Annotated in this window: 13 protein-coding genes and 1 pseudogene; 5 read left to right on the top strand and 9 right to left on the bottom strand. The window is 28.0% G+C overall.

Annotated features, from left to right (window positions below):
* Positions 1-144 precede the first annotated feature (144 nt).
* The 4 genes from ACIJYI_RS07075 to holA are packed head-to-tail and all read left to right on the top strand — an operon-like array spanning position 145 to position 4,706.
* Positions 145-699, top strand: a complete 555-nt coding sequence (locus tag ACIJYI_RS07075; protein WP_435114043.1) for a DUF3576 domain-containing protein — start codon at positions 145-147, stop codon at positions 697-699.
* A gap of 29 nt (positions 700-728) precedes the next feature.
* Positions 729-3,263, top strand: coding sequence for a leucine--tRNA ligase (leuS, locus tag ACIJYI_RS07070; protein ID WP_435114042.1), 2,535 nt, complete (start codon positions 729-731; stop codon positions 3,261-3,263).
* Position 3,264: 1 nt separating this feature from the next.
* On the top strand, positions 3,265-3,723 hold the full coding sequence (locus tag ACIJYI_RS07065) for a hypothetical protein (RefSeq protein WP_435114041.1): 459 nt from the start codon (positions 3,265-3,267) through the stop codon (positions 3,721-3,723).
* On the top strand, positions 3,720-4,706 hold the full coding sequence (gene holA / locus ACIJYI_RS07060; RefSeq protein WP_435114040.1) for a DNA polymerase III subunit delta: 987 nt from the start codon (positions 3,720-3,722) through the stop codon (positions 4,704-4,706). The genes ACIJYI_RS07065 and holA overlap by 4 nt, the downstream gene beginning before the upstream one ends.
* Here holA and ACIJYI_RS07055 read toward each other — a convergent pair.
* The 5 genes from ACIJYI_RS07055 to mnmE all read right to left on the bottom strand — a co-directional run bounded on the left by ACIJYI_RS07055 (position 4,696) and on the right by mnmE (position 10,308).
* Positions 4,696-5,541, bottom strand: coding sequence for a ParB/RepB/Spo0J family partition protein (locus ACIJYI_RS07055; RefSeq protein WP_435114039.1), 846 nt, complete (start codon positions 5,539-5,541; stop codon positions 4,696-4,698). The genes holA and ACIJYI_RS07055 overlap by 11 nt on opposite strands.
* Entirely contained in the window at positions 5,541-6,335 is a 795-nt protein-coding gene (locus tag ACIJYI_RS07050) for a ParA family protein (RefSeq protein WP_435114038.1), read from the bottom strand. The genes ACIJYI_RS07055 and ACIJYI_RS07050 overlap by 1 nt, the downstream gene beginning before the upstream one ends.
* Positions 6,336-6,989 (bottom strand): RsmG family class I SAM-dependent methyltransferase, encoded by a 654-nt coding sequence (locus ACIJYI_RS07045; protein WP_435114037.1) that lies wholly within the window; start codon positions 6,987-6,989, stop codon positions 6,336-6,338. It abuts the gene before it with no gap.
* On the bottom strand, positions 6,989-8,860 hold the full coding sequence (gene mnmG / locus ACIJYI_RS07040) for a tRNA uridine-5-carboxymethylaminomethyl(34) synthesis enzyme MnmG (RefSeq protein WP_435114036.1): 1,872 nt from the start codon (positions 8,858-8,860) through the stop codon (positions 6,989-6,991). The genes ACIJYI_RS07045 and mnmG overlap by 1 nt, the downstream gene beginning before the upstream one ends.
* 116 nt (positions 8,861-8,976) lie before the next feature.
* Positions 8,977-10,308 carry a tRNA uridine-5-carboxymethylaminomethyl(34) synthesis GTPase MnmE gene (gene mnmE / locus ACIJYI_RS07035; RefSeq protein ID WP_435114035.1) on the bottom strand — a complete coding sequence of 444 codons (1,332 nt, stop codon included), beginning with the start codon at positions 10,306-10,308 and terminating at the stop codon, positions 8,977-8,979.
* A gap of 58 nt (positions 10,309-10,366) precedes the next feature.
* Here mnmE and ACIJYI_RS07030 point away from each other — a divergent pair, with 58 nt between their 5' ends.
* A complete protein-coding gene (locus ACIJYI_RS07030; protein ID WP_435114034.1) occupies positions 10,367-12,361 on the top strand; it encodes a tetratricopeptide repeat protein in 1,995 nt (664 codons plus the stop codon).
* Positions 12,362-12,376: 15 nt separating this feature from the next.
* On the opposite strand, the gene rho is transcribed toward ACIJYI_RS07030, so the two are convergent.
* The 4 genes and pseudogenes from rho to hemE form a co-directional block, all read right to left on the bottom strand.
* On the bottom strand, positions 12,377-13,645 hold the full coding sequence (gene rho / locus ACIJYI_RS07025; RefSeq protein WP_435114033.1) for a transcription termination factor Rho: 1,269 nt from the start codon (positions 13,643-13,645) through the stop codon (positions 12,377-12,379).
* A 63-nt stretch (positions 13,646-13,708) separates the two neighbouring features.
* Positions 13,709-14,088: pseudogene (hemJ, locus tag ACIJYI_RS07020) on the bottom strand (protoporphyrinogen oxidase HemJ).
* Between the two features lie 46 nt (positions 14,089-14,134).
* Complete coding sequence (gene hemH, locus ACIJYI_RS07015; RefSeq protein WP_435114032.1) at positions 14,135-15,169, bottom strand: ferrochelatase; 1,035 nt, start codon at positions 15,167-15,169, stop codon at positions 14,135-14,137.
* Positions 15,166-16,170, bottom strand: coding sequence for a uroporphyrinogen decarboxylase (gene hemE, locus ACIJYI_RS07010; protein ID WP_435114031.1), 1,005 nt, complete (start codon positions 16,168-16,170; stop codon positions 15,166-15,168). The genes hemH and hemE overlap by 4 nt, the downstream gene beginning before the upstream one ends.
* Positions 16,171-16,300: the final 130 nt, after the last annotated feature.

The following is a 16,300-nucleotide window of genomic DNA, read 5'->3' as shown; positions in this document are numbered from 1 at the left end:
ATTAGATAATTTCTTATAATTTCACAAAAAATATAAAGTATTTATAAAAGTGTTGCATATTTACCATAGTTATTTAGTTAGATTTTTGGGGTTTTTTTGAATATTTTCTGTATAAATTCATATTTAACATTTAAAACACTTCATATGTCACGAAATATTTGTCAATCGATCATAATTTTATTTTTAATCTCATTTGCCTTAAATGGATGTGGAAAAATTGGAGGTGTTGATGCAAAAAAATTTCCACCAGACCCAAAGCAAAGAGTTAAAAACAATCTTGAGTCTGGCAAAGGGTTTAGAATAATGGACAAGATGAAAGGTGGTAGTGGAAATGGTGGAAATTTTGAATTTGCAAATTCAAACGAACTATGGAGAGCTTCGTTAGATATTATTGATTTCATGCCAATTGCAACGGCTAATTACAGTGGTGGAATAATTGTTACTGATTGGTATTCTGACAATCAGAATTCTAATGAAAGTATAAAAATTACTATTAGATTTCTGACTAATGAAATTAGATCTGACGCTGTAGATTTAAAAATATTTTATAAAATATGTAAAAATCTAAATAATTGTTCTATCAACGAAAGAACTAATGATTTGGCCAAGGAATTAAAAAAAGAAATTTTGAAGAAAGCAGCAATTTATAAAGAACAAAATAAAGATAAAAACTTTAAGCCTTACAAAGGCATTCAATAAAATAGGAATAGAGTTTACTTATAGCGCCAGTGGAGAGATATAATTTTAAAAAAATTGAAGATTATTGGCAAGATGAATGGGACAAAAATAATTCTTTTAAAAGTAAAATAGATAAAACAAAAAAAAAATTTTATTGTCTGGAAATGTTTCCTTACCCGTCTGGAAAGATACACATGGGACATGTGAGAAATTATACTATTGGAGATGTATTAGCAAGATTCAAGTCTTTACAGGGTTATAACGTTCTACATCCTATGGGGTGGGACTCATTTGGCATGCCCGCTGAAAATGCTGCTAGACAAAATAATTTAGATCCCAAGACATGGACAGAGTCAAATATTTCAAACATGAAAAGACAATTAAAAAAACTTGGTCTTTCAATTGACTGGGGTAGAGAGATTTCTACTTGTTCTCCAGAATACTATAAACACCAACAAAAATTTTTTTTAGAACTTTATGACAAAGGCTTAGTTTATAGAAAAGAAGAGTACGTAAACTGGGATCCAGTTGATCAAACAGTTTTAGCAAACGAACAAGTTATTGATGGAAAAGGTTGGCGTTCAGGGGCAACAGTTGAAAGAAAAAAGTTAAATCAATGGTTTTTTAACATTACTAAATTTTCTAATGAGTTATTAGAAAGTCTTGATTCTCTAAATGATTGGCCCAATAAAGTTAAGATCATGCAAAAAAATTGGATAGGCAAGTCTGTAGGGTGTGAAATTGGATTTAAAATAGAATCATCCAAAAATATTGATGAAATAAAATGTTTTACAACAAGACCAGACACATTATTTGGAATGTCTTTTTTAGCTTTATCAGTTGACCATCCCTTATCCAAATCTTATGAAAATGATAAAGATTTTATTAATTTCAAAAAAAAATGTTCTGAAACTGGAACGACTGAAGAATCTATTGCTGTTGCTGATAAAATTGGTTTTAAAACAGATTTGATTGCAATAAATCCCTTAAATGAAAAAATAAAAGTTCCAGTTTATTTTGCTAACTTTGTATTAATGGATTATGGCTTAGGAGCTGTTTTTGGATGTCCGGCTCATGATCAAAGGGATTTGGACTTTGCTAGAAAATATAATCTAAAAGTAAAAGCAGTTGTAACTCCAAATAAAGATGACTTAAATTTTGAAGTTCAAAATGAAGCTTATACTGGTCCAGGATATATATTTAATTCTAGTTTTTTAGATGGATTAAAATCTCCAGGGGATTCCATTATAAAAACAATTGAACACTTGGAAAAAGAAAAACTTGGAGTAAAAAAAATTAACTTTAGATTAAAAGATTGGGGTGTATCTAGACAGAGATACTGGGGCTGTCCAATTCCAATAATGTATGATGATAATGGCTCACCTCATAAAATACCTGAAGAATTATTACCAGTAAAACTTCCATCAATTGAGAAACTAGAACCTACAGGTAATCCTTTGGATAAAATCACTGAATGGAAAAATATTACTATAGATGGAAAAAAGTATACTAGGGAAACAGACACATTAGATACTTTTGTAGACTCTTCCTGGTATTTCTTAAGATTCTGTTCTCCTGATAATGATGAAAATGGATTTAATTATGAAGACATAAAATATTGGATGCCTGTCGACCAATACATAGGGGGAGTAGAACATGCAATTTTACATTTATTATATTCAAGATTTTTTATGCAAGCACTCTCATATCAAAATGAAAAATTTACTATAAAAGAACCATTTACTGGTCTGTTTACTCAGGGAATGGTCTGTCATGAAACATATAAAGATCAAAATAATAACTGGTTAAGTCCAGAACAAGTAACCTCAATCAATGGTAAAAAATATTTAAAAAATAATACATCAATTGAAATAAAAGTTGGTTCATCAGAATCTATGTCTAAATCAAAAAAAAATACCATTGATCCTGAAAACATAATCAAAAGTTATGGGGCTGACTCAGTAAGATTGTTTATTTTGTCAGATAGTCCTCCAGAAAAAGATGTGCAATGGTCGGAGGAAGGGATAATTTCTTCTTACAAATTTATTCAAAAGTTATGGACGTTACATCAAAAAATTATTGATGAAATAGAAAAAAATCATAGTGAAGATTCAAATAATAGTTTGATAAAATTTACAAATAAATTTATAAAAAAAATTACTCAAAATTTAGAAAACTTTAATTATAATATAATAATAGCTAATATTCATGAAATGCATACGCACATGAATCAAGAAATAAATAATAAATATACAAAAAAAACTCTGATCGAGAATTATGCAAAAATTTTAACTCTATTAGAGCCAATTGTACCCCACTTAGCTAACGAGGCATTCAAAGAAATTGGGGTAAATAAAATAAGCTGGCCTAATTATGATGAAAATTTAATTATTGAAGATATTATAACTTTTGTAATTCAAATAAATGGAAAAAAAAGAGGAACATTAGCAGTTAAGATGAATGTTTCAGAAGTAGAAATTTTAAAAATGATTAATCAGGATGAAATTTTAAAAAAATATTTAAACGAAAAAGAGATTAAGAAAAAAATTTTTATACCAAATAAATTAATGAATATTATAATATAAAATGTTTAAAAAAATATTATTACATTTATTATTTTTAATTATAGTTACTAATTGTGATTATTCTCCAGTTTATTTAAATGGTGAAAATTCTAAATTAAATATAAATATAATAAATTTTGATGGGGATAATGAAATAAATGAAATTATAGTTAAAGAAATTAATCAGATAGCAAATAATAATTATTCAAAAAAAATTGACGTAAAAATAAATACTAATTTTGTTAAAACAATCTTGGCAAAAAACGCTGAAGGCACACCAACAGATTTTGAGCTTAAAGCAACTTCTAACTTTAAAATAACTCGTTCCGATAAAGAACAAAATTTTACTATAGAAGAAAAGTTTAATTATAAAAAAATGACTAATAATTACGAACAAAGTAATTATGAAAAAGCTATAAAGATGAATATTGCTTCTTCAATAACTCGTAAATTAATTTTAAGACTCACAATTGCCGAATGATAAAAAAAAATTATGAGATTGGAAATCTGAAACAAAATTATAATTATTTTTTATTTTATGGAAAAAATGAAGGACTTAAAAATGAAACCATAATTAATCTTAATAATAATAAAAAAGATATTTTAAATTATGATGAAAAAGAAGTCTTAGAAAACCAAAATTTTTTTATAGAAAAGATATTATCTAAATCATTATTTGATGAAGAAAAAATCATCATAATCAAAAGAGCAACTGATAAGATAGTAAAATTAATAGACGAATTAAATACAAAAAATATCGAGGAAACAATCATTATTATTATTTCTGATAATTTAGATAAAAAATCAAAATTAAGGTCGCTTTTTGAAAAAGAGAAAAATTTTATTTGTGTAGCGTTCTACCCTGATACTAATCAAACACTATCAAAAATAACTCATAATTTTTTAATTGAAAAAAAAATATTAATTTCCCAAGCTAATATTAATTTAATAATCAATAAATGTAATGGGGATAGAGAAGCGCTACTTAATGAATTAAACAAAATTGAATACTTTAGTAAATATGGAAAAAAAATTACCACAGAAAACATCGAAAAGTTAACTAATCTATCTGAAAATCATAACATTTCTGAGCTTATAGATAATTGCTTAGCTAAAAATAAAAAAAAAATTATTAATATTTTAAATGAAAATAATTTTAATAATGAAGATTGTATTTTAATTACAAGATCTTTTTTAAACAAATCAAAAAAAATACTTAAATTGTCTAATGAATTTGAGAATAACAAAAATATGGATTTAACCATATCATCAGCACGTCCACCAATTTTTTGGAAAGATAAAGAAATTACGAAACAACAAATTTATACATGGTCCCCAAAAAATATCAAAAAATTAATCTATAAATTAGCTAATGTTGAGCTTTTAATTAAAAAAAATATGAATAATTCAATTAATCTCATTACAGATTTTATTTTGGAACAATCTTCTGAAACTAATAATTAGTTTTTATTATTTCTATAATTTTATTTAATTGATCCAGGTCCTTATACTCAAAAGTAATTTTACCTTTATTGTTTTTTTTATTTTTGATTTCAACATTTAGACCAATTTTATTAGATACCGAAATTTCAAGATCTTTTATATTTGCATCTTTATTATTAGATTTTTGTTTTTTATTCTTAAAAATTTTTACAAAGTTTTCTGCTTGTCTTACAGAAAGTTTTTTTTCAACAATTTTATTTGCAACAAAAGCAGCATTTTCTAAGCCAACTAATATCTTTGCATGTCCAGCAGTTAATTTTTGAGTTTCTATTAATTTTATTACCTCTTTTGGTAAAATAAGAAGTCTCAATGAATTTGTAATGTGACTTCTACTTTTTCCAATAAATTTTGATACTTTTTCTTGGTCATATGAGAATTCATCAATTAATCTTTTATAGCCCTGAGCTTCTTCAAGTGGATTTAAATCATGTCTTTGCACATTTTCAACAATTGCAAACTCTAAAGATTTTAAATCATCAGCCTCTGTTATAACTACTGGCACATTGTGAAGTCCTGCTCTTTGAGCAGCTAGCCATCTTCTTTCTCCAGCTATTATTTCAAACTTCGATTTATCGTGATTTGATTTCCTAACAATTATTGGTTGCAGTATTCCTCTTTGTTCAATTGATTTCGTAAGTTCATTTAAACTAATTTCATCAAAAATTTTTCTCGGTTGATATTTATTTGGAATCATCTCACTAATAGACAGCTGATTATTTTGACTTTCAATTTTTGTTTCACCTATTAAAGATGACAATCCTCTACCCAATCCTTTTTTAATCTTGTTTGAGTCCATTATGCAGCACTCCCCATAGTAGCTTCTTGATTAATAAATTCATCTGTAAAACTAAAATAAGATCTACTACCTGGACATGATTTGTCATAAATTAAAACTGGCATACCGTGAGAAGGTGCTTCTGACAATCTAACATTTCTTGGAATTACAGTTGAGTAAACTTTTTCGTTAAAATAATCTCTTGCCTCTTTTTCTACTTGCGATGAAAGTTTATTTCTTTTGTCATACATTGTTAAAAGTATTCCTCTAATCTTTAAATCTGGGTTCAAACTAACTTTAATTCTCTCAATTGTTTTCATAAGTTGCGTAAGTCCTTCAAGTGCAAAGAATTCTGTTTGAAGAGGAACTACAAGTGAGTGTGAAGATACTAAAGCCATTACTGTTAATAAACTCAGTGATGGTGGACAATCAATCAAAATATAGTCATATAATGACCCAGAATCCTTTAAATAAGCGGTTAATTTAAGCTTTAGGATGAATGCTCTATTTCCATCATCTGCAGTTTCGACTTCTAATCCAGACAAGTCTACATTAGAACTAATCAGGTCTAGATTTTCAAATTCAGTTTTTTTTATAACTTCAGAAATTTCTTTTGATCCATTCAAAACGCCATAAATGGTATCTGTTGAATTATCTGTGTTGGATAAACCAAGACCTGTAGTTGCGTTTCCTTGTGGATCTAAATCAATAACTAGAATTTTTTTACCTTGTTGGGATAAACCTGCTGCAAGATTAATCACCGTTGTTGTTTTTCCAACCCCACCCTTTTGATTAATCACAGAAATAATTTGCATCTAATTTTTTGTAATCTTTTTTTTAATATTTTTAATATTTAATAAAAATGAATCTTCACTAGTTAAACTTTTTTTTTCTACATACTCAAGATCCCAATTCTTTAATGAATTTTTAAAAACATTTTTTCCATTCTTGCCCATAAAAAAAATTAAATTTTTATAACTTGAAAAATTTTCATAAACTAAATCCAAAACAATTGGCATTGGTTTAAATGCTCTAGACATTATTGTTCCGGTTTCTATATTTTTCAAATCAAAAATATTTTTTTGTATTACTTCTGTTTTTAATTCCAACTTTTTAGATACTTCTTTTAAAAAAACGCTTTTATGATGACTTTTCTCATACAAATTAACTTTCATATTTCTTTTTATATTTTTTAATATAATTGCAATTATTATACCTGGCATACCACCACCAGAGCCTAAATCTGTGGTTGTATTTTGATTTAAATCAATAAAATCAATTATTTGCGCTGAATCTATAATGTGGCGCTCCCTAATGATGCTATTTTTTGCTGTTTCTTGACTAATTATATTAATTTCTTTATTTTTTTCTATTATCATCGAAATAAAGGACTCAAAATCTAAATATGTTTCACGTGAAACATTTAAGCTGTTGAGTCTATTATATGAATCTAAAATTTCTTGTTCCATTAAGCTATATGCTTAATAGACTTTCTTTTGACATGTGACAACAAAATATATACTGCTGCTGGAGTAATTCCGTCAATTCTCAAAGCTTGACCCATCGTTTTGGGTTTAATCTCTTTAAATTTAGCTTTAACTTCGTTTGACAGTCCTGAAAGGCCATCATAATTAATTTTATCAGGAATTATAAGGTTTTCATCTCTTTTAAAGGCTAAAATATCAGCTTTTTGCTTCTTTAAATAACCCCTATAATGAGCATTAATTTCAACCTGTTCATCAATTTCTTTACTAAAAAAAGGTATATCAGTCCATATTTCCCTAATTTTATTCATATCAACCCCTTTTTGAGTTAATATTTCATTAGAAGATCTTAAAATACCGTCTTTTGCTATTTTTATACCAAATTGATCTGCTTTATTAGGTGATATAGTTGAGTGACCCATTTTTACGTTAATTTGACTAATTTTTTCAAATTTATCTTGATAAAGAACCTTTCTAACATCACCAATTAATCCAATTTCTATTCCTTTTGCAGTTAATCTTTGATCTGCATTATCAGATCTAAGGCTTAACCGATATTCTGCTCTTGATGTAAACATCCTATATGGTTCAGCCACACCTTTTGTCACTAAATCATCAATCATTACTCCTATGTAAGCATCTGATCTATCAAGTATGAAAGGTTCTAATTTTTTAATGGATAGAGCAGCATTTATACCAGCTATTAGACCCTGAGCTGCAGCTTCTTCATATCCTGTTGTTCCATTAATCTGCCCAGCAAGGTAAAGGTTACTAATCTTCTTGGTCTCAAGTGTTAAAAACAGCTCCCTAGGATCTATGTAGTCATATTCGATAGCATATCCTGGTCTAATAATAGAAACATTTTCTAAACCATTGATATTATTACATATTTCTTGCTGTACAGCAGCTGGAAGCGATGTTGAGATGCCATTTGGGTAAATTGTATGGTCATTTAGCCCTTCAGGCTCTAAAAATATCTGGTGCCGACCTTTATCAGCAAATTTTACTATCTTGTCTTCAATAGAGGGGCAGTATCTAGGTCCAACACCTTGTATACTACCAGAGTACATGGCACTCTTAGATAAATTTTTTTCAATAATTTTATGAACCTTATCGTTAGTATAAGTCATACGACATGAAACTTGTTTATTAATATTTTTTTTAGTTAAGAAAGAAAAAAAATAAGGATCATCATCTGCAAACTGTTCTTCTAAATTTTCATAATTAATTGTTCTTGAGTCAAGTCGGGGAGGAGTTCCTGTTTTTAATCTTCCTATTTTAAAATTGTATTTTTCTAATTGTTCACTTAATCCTGTTGAGGGTTTTTCGTCATACCTTCCAGCAGGTGTTCTTTCATCGCCTATATGTATCAAACCATTTAAAAAAGTGCCCGTTGTTAGTATTAACTTAGAACATAAAACTTTTTTACCTTCTTTAGTTATAAAGCCAGTTATTGTATTTTTATTAAAAGTGAACTTAATTACAGGATCAGAAAAAATGCTTAAATTACAATAGCTTACAAGTTTTTCTTGCATATATTTACGATATAGTGATCTATCTGATTGAGTTCTAGGTCCTCTCACAGCTGGACCTCTACTTCTGTTTAATAATCTAAATTGAATGCCTGATTTATCTGCAACCTCACCCATGACACCATCAAGGGCATCTATTTCTCTGACCAAATGACCTTTACCCAAACCGCCTATTGCTGGATTACATGACATCTCTCCAATTGTTTCTATCTTATGAGTAAACAAAGCAGTGTTAACACCTAGTCGTGCAGAAGCTGCTGCAGCTTCACAGCCTGCATGGCCACCACCTATTACTACAACATCAAATGATAAATCATTTTTCATAAGCTAAATTTATAACTGATTATTATATTTACAAGTAACGTATAGTTTTGCCTAAATAAGCTTTAATTATCAACGTTTTTTAATAAAAAGAGGCTTAAAAACCAGGAAACAAAGTATTATTTACCTATACAAAAATCGTTGAAAATACTACCTAATATCTCCTCAACATCGACTTTTCCAACAATCATACCAAGATGTCTAGTGGCTAATCTTAAATCTTCTGCAGCTTTATCAAAATCTTCATCTTCATTTTTTTTATTAAACTTTTTTAGATGCTCTAAACATTGTTCAAGATGTTGTCTGTGTCGTTCTCTAGTAATTAAAATATCATCGCTCGTTATAAATTTATTTTTTAAAGTATTTTTTATTTTTGAAATTAATTCATCAATATTTAAATTTTCTTTAATTGAAATTAATACATGATTTAATTTTTTGATCCCAGGATCAATATCCCCCTCCAAAAGATCTAATTTATTTATTACTAAAATTGCGTTTTCATCCAATAAACCCTTCAAAACATCAGTAAAATCAAAATTTTTGGCATCAACAACTACCAACTTCAAATCAGCTTCTTCTGCTCTATTTAAAGATAATTTAATACCTTTCTTTTCAATTTCGTTTTTAGACTCTCTTATTCCAGCAGTGTCAGAAACAATTACCGGATAACCATCTATATTAAGATGTGTTTCAATTACATCTCTTGTTGTTCCTGCAATCTCTGAAACTATTGCAACATCTCTATTAGATAAATGATTTAGGAGACTAGATTTACCCGCATTAGTAGGTCCAAGGATTGCTATTTTAAAACCTTCTCTAATTCTTTCTCCAACTTTTTGATCATTTAAAATTTTTTCAATGTTGATTAAAACTTCATCTGAACTTTTTTTGATTTCTTTTAAAATCTCATTCGGCAAATCCTCATCTGGGAAATCTATTTTTGCTTCAACATGTGATAATATTTTTAAAAGTTTTTCTCTTAAAAAATTAAATTGGTCAGCAGATCTTCCTTTCATTATTTTTATCGCTTGTTGTCTTTGAATTTCAGTTTCGGAGGAAATTAAGTCTGCAATGCTCTCTGCCTTAAGTAAATTTATTTTCCCATTTTGAAATGCAAGTTTTGTAAACTCACCTGGTTCTGCTAAGCGACAATTTTCAATATTTGAGATAGAAGAATGTAGAGCATCAATTACAGCCTTGCTTCCATGTACCTGTATTTCAGCCATATCCTCTCCTGTGTAGCTCTCAGGCGCAGGAAACCATAGTATTATACCTTCATCAATTAGTTCAGAAGTGTTGATTTTGTTGATTTTTCTTAGTGTTGCTACTCTTGGCTTTGGTGTGCCTAAACCAGTCAAAAGCCTAATAGCTGTTGAAGTTTCAGGACCTGAAATTCTTATAACAGCTATACCAGAAATACCTGGTCCTGATGATAAAGCATATATGGTCATTATTTAGAAATATATTTAATATAATAATTATTGATATACTTTTTTAAACAACAAAAAAATGGAAAACAAAGCAGAAATCTTCAGCAAAGCTAAAAAACTTCATCAATCAGGTAAAATTATAGATGCTCAAAAATTATACCTCAAATTAATTGAAGATAATTTCAATGATGAAAAGATACATTTTTTAATTGGAACTTCATTTTTACAACTAGAAAATTATCAACAAGCAAGAAATTATTTGGATATTTCGATTAAAATTAATCCCAATGTTCCACACATTTATAATAGTCGAGGGATAGTTTTTTCTAAAACCAAAAAGTTTGAAAATGCAATTAAAGATTTTGATAAAGCAATTTTATTAAAAAAAGATTTTTTTGAAGCTTATCTTAATAAGGCAATTGTTCTTAAAAATATTAAAAAATTTGATGAAGGAATTAGATGCTTTAACGAATGCATAAAACTTGAGCCACAAAATCCAAAAATCTATTTTAACTTAGGAAATTTGCTTACTGAATTTGAAAAATATCAAGAAGCAAAAAATGCTTACGACAAAGCAATAGTTTTAAATAATAAATACGCAGAGGCATATGACTCAAGAGGAGATGTATTGCGGGAATTATCAAATATAAATCAAAATGATAAAAATTTTGAACTATCCATAAAAGATTACCAAGAGGCTCTCAAGCTTAATGAAAACTTAGATTATGTTTATGGAAAAATAGTTCATACAAAAATGCTTCTAAACGATTGGAGTGATTTTGATAAACAGCTTCAAGTAATTACAAGTGGATTAAAAAATAATAAAACAATTATTATCCCATTTCCACTTCTTTCATTAATAGATGACCCTCAAAAACATAAAAATAATTCTATACTTTTTGCAAACACTTATACTCCAACGATCTCAGAAAATTTTGAAAAAAAAACAACAGCTAATGATAAAATAAAAATTGGATATTTTTCAGCTGATTTAAATGCTCATGCAGTTTCTCATTTAATTTGCAAAATGCTAAGATTACATGACAAAGAAAAATTTAAAATTTATTGTTATGCTTTTGGTTTTAAGGAAAAAGATGAACTACATCAACGCATAGAAAAAAGTGTTGATGTTTATAGAGATATTAGAAATATCAATGATCATGAGGCAGCTCTTTTGGCTCGAAAAGATGAGATTGATATCGCAATAGATTTACAAGGTTATACAAGCAAGCATCGATCAGCGATTTTTGCAAACAAAGCAGCACCCATTCAAATTAATTATCTTGGTTATCCTGGAACAATGGGTGCAAATTTTATAGATTACATTATAGCTGATAAAAATCTTATTCCTGAAAACAGTCAGAAATTTTATTCTGAAAAAATTATATATATGCCCCATAATTATCAGGTACAAAATGATGAATTAAAAACTGCAAAAATAACTCCCACAAAGACTGAATTGGGCTTACCTGATGACCATTTTATTTTTTGTGCAATTAATAATAATTATAAAATTTTACCAGAAGTATTTGATACATGGATAAAATTATTAGAAAAAGTTGAACAAAGTATTCTTTGGCTCTTAGAAACTAATGAGGTGGCTAAAAATAATTTACTCAAAGAAGCCAGAGCTAGAAAAATAAATAGTGATCGAATAGTTTTTATGAAAAAAACTTCTCACGATATCTACCTATCTCAATTTCAACATGCAGACTTATTTCTTGATACCTTTGTATACAATGCTGGTGCCACAGCAAGTAACGCCCTTTGGATGGGGTTACCAGTATTAACTAAAATAGGACAAAGTTATACCTCTAGAATGGCATCAAGTCTTTTAAATTCAATTGATTTACCTGAATTGATTACTGATAGTACGGAGGCATATATAAAATTAGCTATTGAATTAGCAACTGACGCTAATAAGTTAAATTCAATTAAGCTTAAGCTAAAAGAAAACCGGCTTAAAAAACCTCTATTCAATACTGAGAAATTTACTCGGGATTTTGAAATAGGTTTACAAAAAGTTTATAAAAATTATTTGGAAAATAACGAGCCAAAAAATATTTCTGTTTAGAATAAGTTTAAGTGGTTATGCTGGTTTGTTCATTGAGTTAAAAAACTCAGCATTATTTTTAGTGTCTTTTAATTTTGAATTAATAAATTCTATAGCGTCCATTGTTCCCATTGGTGCAATTATTCTTCTAAGAACATTCATTTTTTGAAGGTCATTTTTATCAAATAACAATTCTTCTCTTCTTGTTCCAGATTTTGTTATATCAATTGCTGGATAAATTCTTTTATCAGCAATTTTTCTATCAAGAACAGTTTCGCTATTTCCTGTCCCTTTAAATTCTTCAAAAATTACTTCGTCCATTCTACTACCAGTATCGATTAAAGCAGTCGAAATAATTGTTAATGATCCACCCTCTTCAATATTTCTTGCTGCACCAAAAAATCTTTTTGGTCTTTGAAGTGCATTAGCATCTACACCACCAGTTAAAACTTTACCTGAGCTTGGAATAACTGCATTATAGGCTCTGCCTAATCTTGTTATAGAATCTAATAATATGACAACATCTTTTTTATGCTCTGTTAATCTTTTCGCTTTTTCAATAACCATCTCAGCAACTGCAACGTGTCTCTGAGCTGGTTCATCAAAAGTAGAGCTTATAACTTCACCCTTAACAGTTCTTTGCATATCTGTAACTTCCTCAGGTCTTTCATCAATTAGTAAAACCATTAAATAACTTTTTGGATAATTTTTGGCAATTGAGTTAGCAATACTTTGTAAGATCATTGTTTTTCCAGCTTTTGGAGGTGAAATAATTATTGATCTTTGACCTTTTCCGATTGGACTAACTAGGTCAATTAATCTCGGTGTTAAGTCGGGTTTTTTTTCAACTTTTGTTGTCTCTACTTCCATTACCATTTGTTGATCTGGATAAAGTGGAGTTAAGTTATCAAATGCAATTTTGTGTCTAGCTTTTTCAGGCTCTTCAAAATTAATTTTACTAACTTGAAGTAGTGCAAAATATCTTTCACCTTCTTTAGGTGCTCTCACTGGTCCCTCAACAGTATCTCCTGTTCTTAAACCAAACTTTCTAATTTGACTAGGGCTAACATAAATATCATCTGGTCCTGGCAAATAGTTTGACTCCATCGCTCTTAAAAAACCAAAACCATCTTGTAATAATTGTAAAACACCAGCACCTGTTATTTCCTCTTTTTCAGCAACTTTTTTTAAGATAGCAAAAAGAATTTCTTGTTTTCTTAGTGTACTTGCATTCTCAATACCCAGCTCTTCGGCTTGCGTGATGAGTTGTTCGGATGATTTTAATTTTAACTCTTGGATGTTCATGATTTAAATTTTAAGGACTATAAAGATATATCTAATATATATGCTACAATTGTTATTTCAACCCTAGATTGGCTTAAAAATGACAAGAAATACTACTAAAATAAGTACCACCGTTGGAATTTCATTAATTACTCTGAAAAATTTTGAAGATTTATTATTAGAATTGTTTTTTAAAGATAAAAGGCATTTACCAAGATAATCATTATAGGCTGATAATAAAATAACTAATACTATTTTGATTTGCATCCATAATTGAGAAAATATTTCTATTCCATTTAAATAAATTAAAATTAATCCAAAAATCCACGTAAAAATCATTGCTGGACGCATTATGTAATAAAAAAGTTTTCTTTCCATTACTTCAAATATATCAGTAGCTTCTTTTTTTTTTTATTCTCAACATGATAAACAAAAATTCTTGGAAGGTACAAAAGACCAGCCATCCATGAAACAACAGCTATTAAGTGTAAGCTTTTAAATAATAAATAACTATTCATAATTTAAACACGGACATTTAACAAATTGTTTTGGGCATTGATTTTTTGGGGGGGAAAGTTCTCCATTAAAATTGTAATCCTGTTTTTTGATAATTAAATCAGACATAGCTTTTATATAATTTTCGTTAGTACCTAAGGCTGGAACTCTTATATAATTTTTACATCCGTTTTTATCTGCTAATTCTTTATATTCTATATCTAGTTCAACTAATGTTTCTGAGTGTTCTGACACAAACGCTATAGGCACCAACACAATACTTTTTCCTAATTTTGAATTTTCTATAATTATATCTTCTGTGGATGGACCAATCCATTTTAAAGGTCCTACACGACTTTGATAACTTAATATCCAATCTAAATTTTTTATATTTATAGATTTAACAATTTTGTCTACTGACTGTTCTACTTGCCACTGATAGGGATCACCTTTTTTTATATTTTTTTCTGGTAAGCCGTGTGCAGAAAATATTAATTTAAAATTTTTTAAATTATTTATTTTTTTAATTATTTCCTCCTTATGTGCCAAAACAAAACTTTCGTCGGTTGGATAACAACAAATGGTGCTTGTTTTAATTTTAATATTATTTTTCTTACAAATATCTTTCCATTCTTTTATTGATGATCCCGATGTTGCTGCTGAATATTGTGGGTATAAGGGCATTAAAATAATTTCATCTGGGTTGAAATTTCTTACATAATTTGCAATCTCTTCTGCTCTTGGGTGCCAGCACCTCATAACAATAAAACACTTATATTCTGAATCTTGATCATCATTATTAAGTTTTAATTCTAGGGCTTTAGATTGCTCTTTCGTTAATTTTAAAATAGGGGATGAACCACCAAGTTCTTGATATATTTTTTTAGCCGTTGGTGTTCTTCTATTAGATATTAGCTTTGCCAAAGGATATCTAAAAACAGTTGGTAAATTTAATATTGCTGGATCGTTAAATAAATTAAATAAAAAAGGCTTAACATTTTCTAATTTATCGGGACCACCTAGATTAAAAAGAATTACTGCTTTTTTCATTGATAATCTTTTACAGTATTAACTAAATAGTCAAACATATTGGGATCTGTTTCAGGTAAAACTCCATGCCCTAAATTAAAAATATAAGGATGATTTCTAAAAATATTTAAATATTTTGTTGCTTCTTTTTTAAGTGTTTCTTTATCTGAAAGCAGTATTTTAGGATCTAGCCCACCTTGAACTGGAATTTTTATATCTTTTAAAATCTTTTTTGGATCAATATTATAATCAATACCAACCGCATCTGGTTTTACAATTTCACAAAATTCTTTATAATTTTTAATTTCTCTAGGAAAACAAATAACAGGTATGTTTAAACTTTTGACAAAGTTAACCAAGTTAAGAGTGGGTGAATAAATGTAGTTGGGTAAATCTTTTTCTTCTAGTAATCCTGCCCAACTATCAAATATTTGTATTACATTTGCTCCATTATCAATTTGATTTTTAATGTGTATTTTTAAAAATTTTTCTAAAATTAATAAAAGTCTGTTTATTAAAAAATCATCTTTATAGAAATCTTTTTTAAGATTTTTTTTGGGAGACTGTTGATTAATAATATAAACCAATAAAGTCCAAGGAGCACCCACAAACCCTATTGTATTTTTATCTTTTATTAAATCGTTTGTACTTACTTTTTTTATTGCTTTATAAACTGGATAAATTTTTTGAACAAAATCAACTTCATCTAATTTGGACATTTCATCAATATTAACTTTGCCTAATTTAGGTCCAAAACCTTTCTCAAATTCGACCTTTTGATTTAAACCATATGGTAACATTAAAATATCTGAAAAAATTATAGCAGCATCTAGATCAAATCTTCTAATAGGTTGTAAAGTTATCTCTGATGATAAGTTTTCATTAAGACATAAATTTATAAAATTAGGATTTAATTTTCGTATTTCTCTAAATTCAGGTAAATATCTTCCTGCTTGTCTCATTATCCATATAGGATTTATACTGGTATCTTTTTTTATTATTACTTTGTGAAGTGGTGTCATATTAAAATAATATATATAATTATTGTATTAGTATTATGTAATGTGAATAATGATGATAAACATTTATTAACATTATATTAACAGTTTAATAACATCATAAAGTTAATAAAATTGTTTAAATTGTAGCTTT

This window comes from Candidatus Pelagibacter bacterium nBUS_36 (genome assembly GCF_051201215.1).
GTDB lineage: Bacteria > Pseudomonadota > Alphaproteobacteria > Pelagibacterales > Pelagibacteraceae > Pelagibacter.
Note: the sequence above shows the minus strand (reverse complement) of the source record. Positions and strands in the feature narration are given on the sequence as shown.

Excerpts from the sequence above, each read along its gene's own strand:
- ACIJYI_RS07075 (WP_435114043.1), top strand. The coding sequence starts at position 145 with ATGTCACGAAATATTTGTCAATCGATCATAATTTTATTTTTAATCTCA.
- ACIJYI_RS07065 (WP_435114041.1), top strand. The coding sequence starts at position 3,265 with ATGTTTAAAAAAATATTATTACATTTATTATTTTTAATTATAGTTACT.
- holA (WP_435114040.1), top strand. The coding sequence starts at position 3,720 with ATGATAAAAAAAAATTATGAGATTGGAAATCTGAAACAAAATTATAAT.
- ACIJYI_RS07055 (WP_435114039.1), bottom strand. The coding sequence starts at position 5,541 with ATGGACTCAAACAAGATTAAAAAAGGATTGGGTAGAGGATTGTCATCT.
- ACIJYI_RS07050 (WP_435114038.1), bottom strand. The coding sequence starts at position 6,335 with ATGCAAATTATTTCTGTGATTAATCAAAAGGGTGGGGTTGGAAAAACA.
- ACIJYI_RS07045 (WP_435114037.1), bottom strand. The coding sequence starts at position 6,989 with ATGGAACAAGAAATTTTAGATTCATATAATAGACTCAACAGCTTAAAT.
- mnmG (WP_435114036.1), bottom strand. The coding sequence starts at position 8,860 with ATGAAAAATGATTTATCATTTGATGTTGTAGTAATAGGTGGTGGCCAT.
- mnmE (WP_435114035.1), bottom strand. The coding sequence starts at position 10,308 with ATGACCATATATGCTTTATCATCAGGACCAGGTATTTCTGGTATAGCT.
- ACIJYI_RS07030 (WP_435114034.1), top strand. The coding sequence starts at position 10,367 with ATGGAAAACAAAGCAGAAATCTTCAGCAAAGCTAAAAAACTTCATCAA.
- rho (WP_435114033.1), bottom strand. The coding sequence starts at position 13,645 with ATGAACATCCAAGAGTTAAAATTAAAATCATCCGAACAACTCATCACG.
- hemH (WP_435114032.1), bottom strand. The coding sequence starts at position 15,169 with ATGAAAAAAGCAGTAATTCTTTTTAATCTAGGTGGTCCCGATAAATTA.
- hemE (WP_435114031.1), bottom strand. The coding sequence starts at position 16,170 with ATGACACCACTTCACAAAGTAATAATAAAAAAAGATACCAGTATAAAT.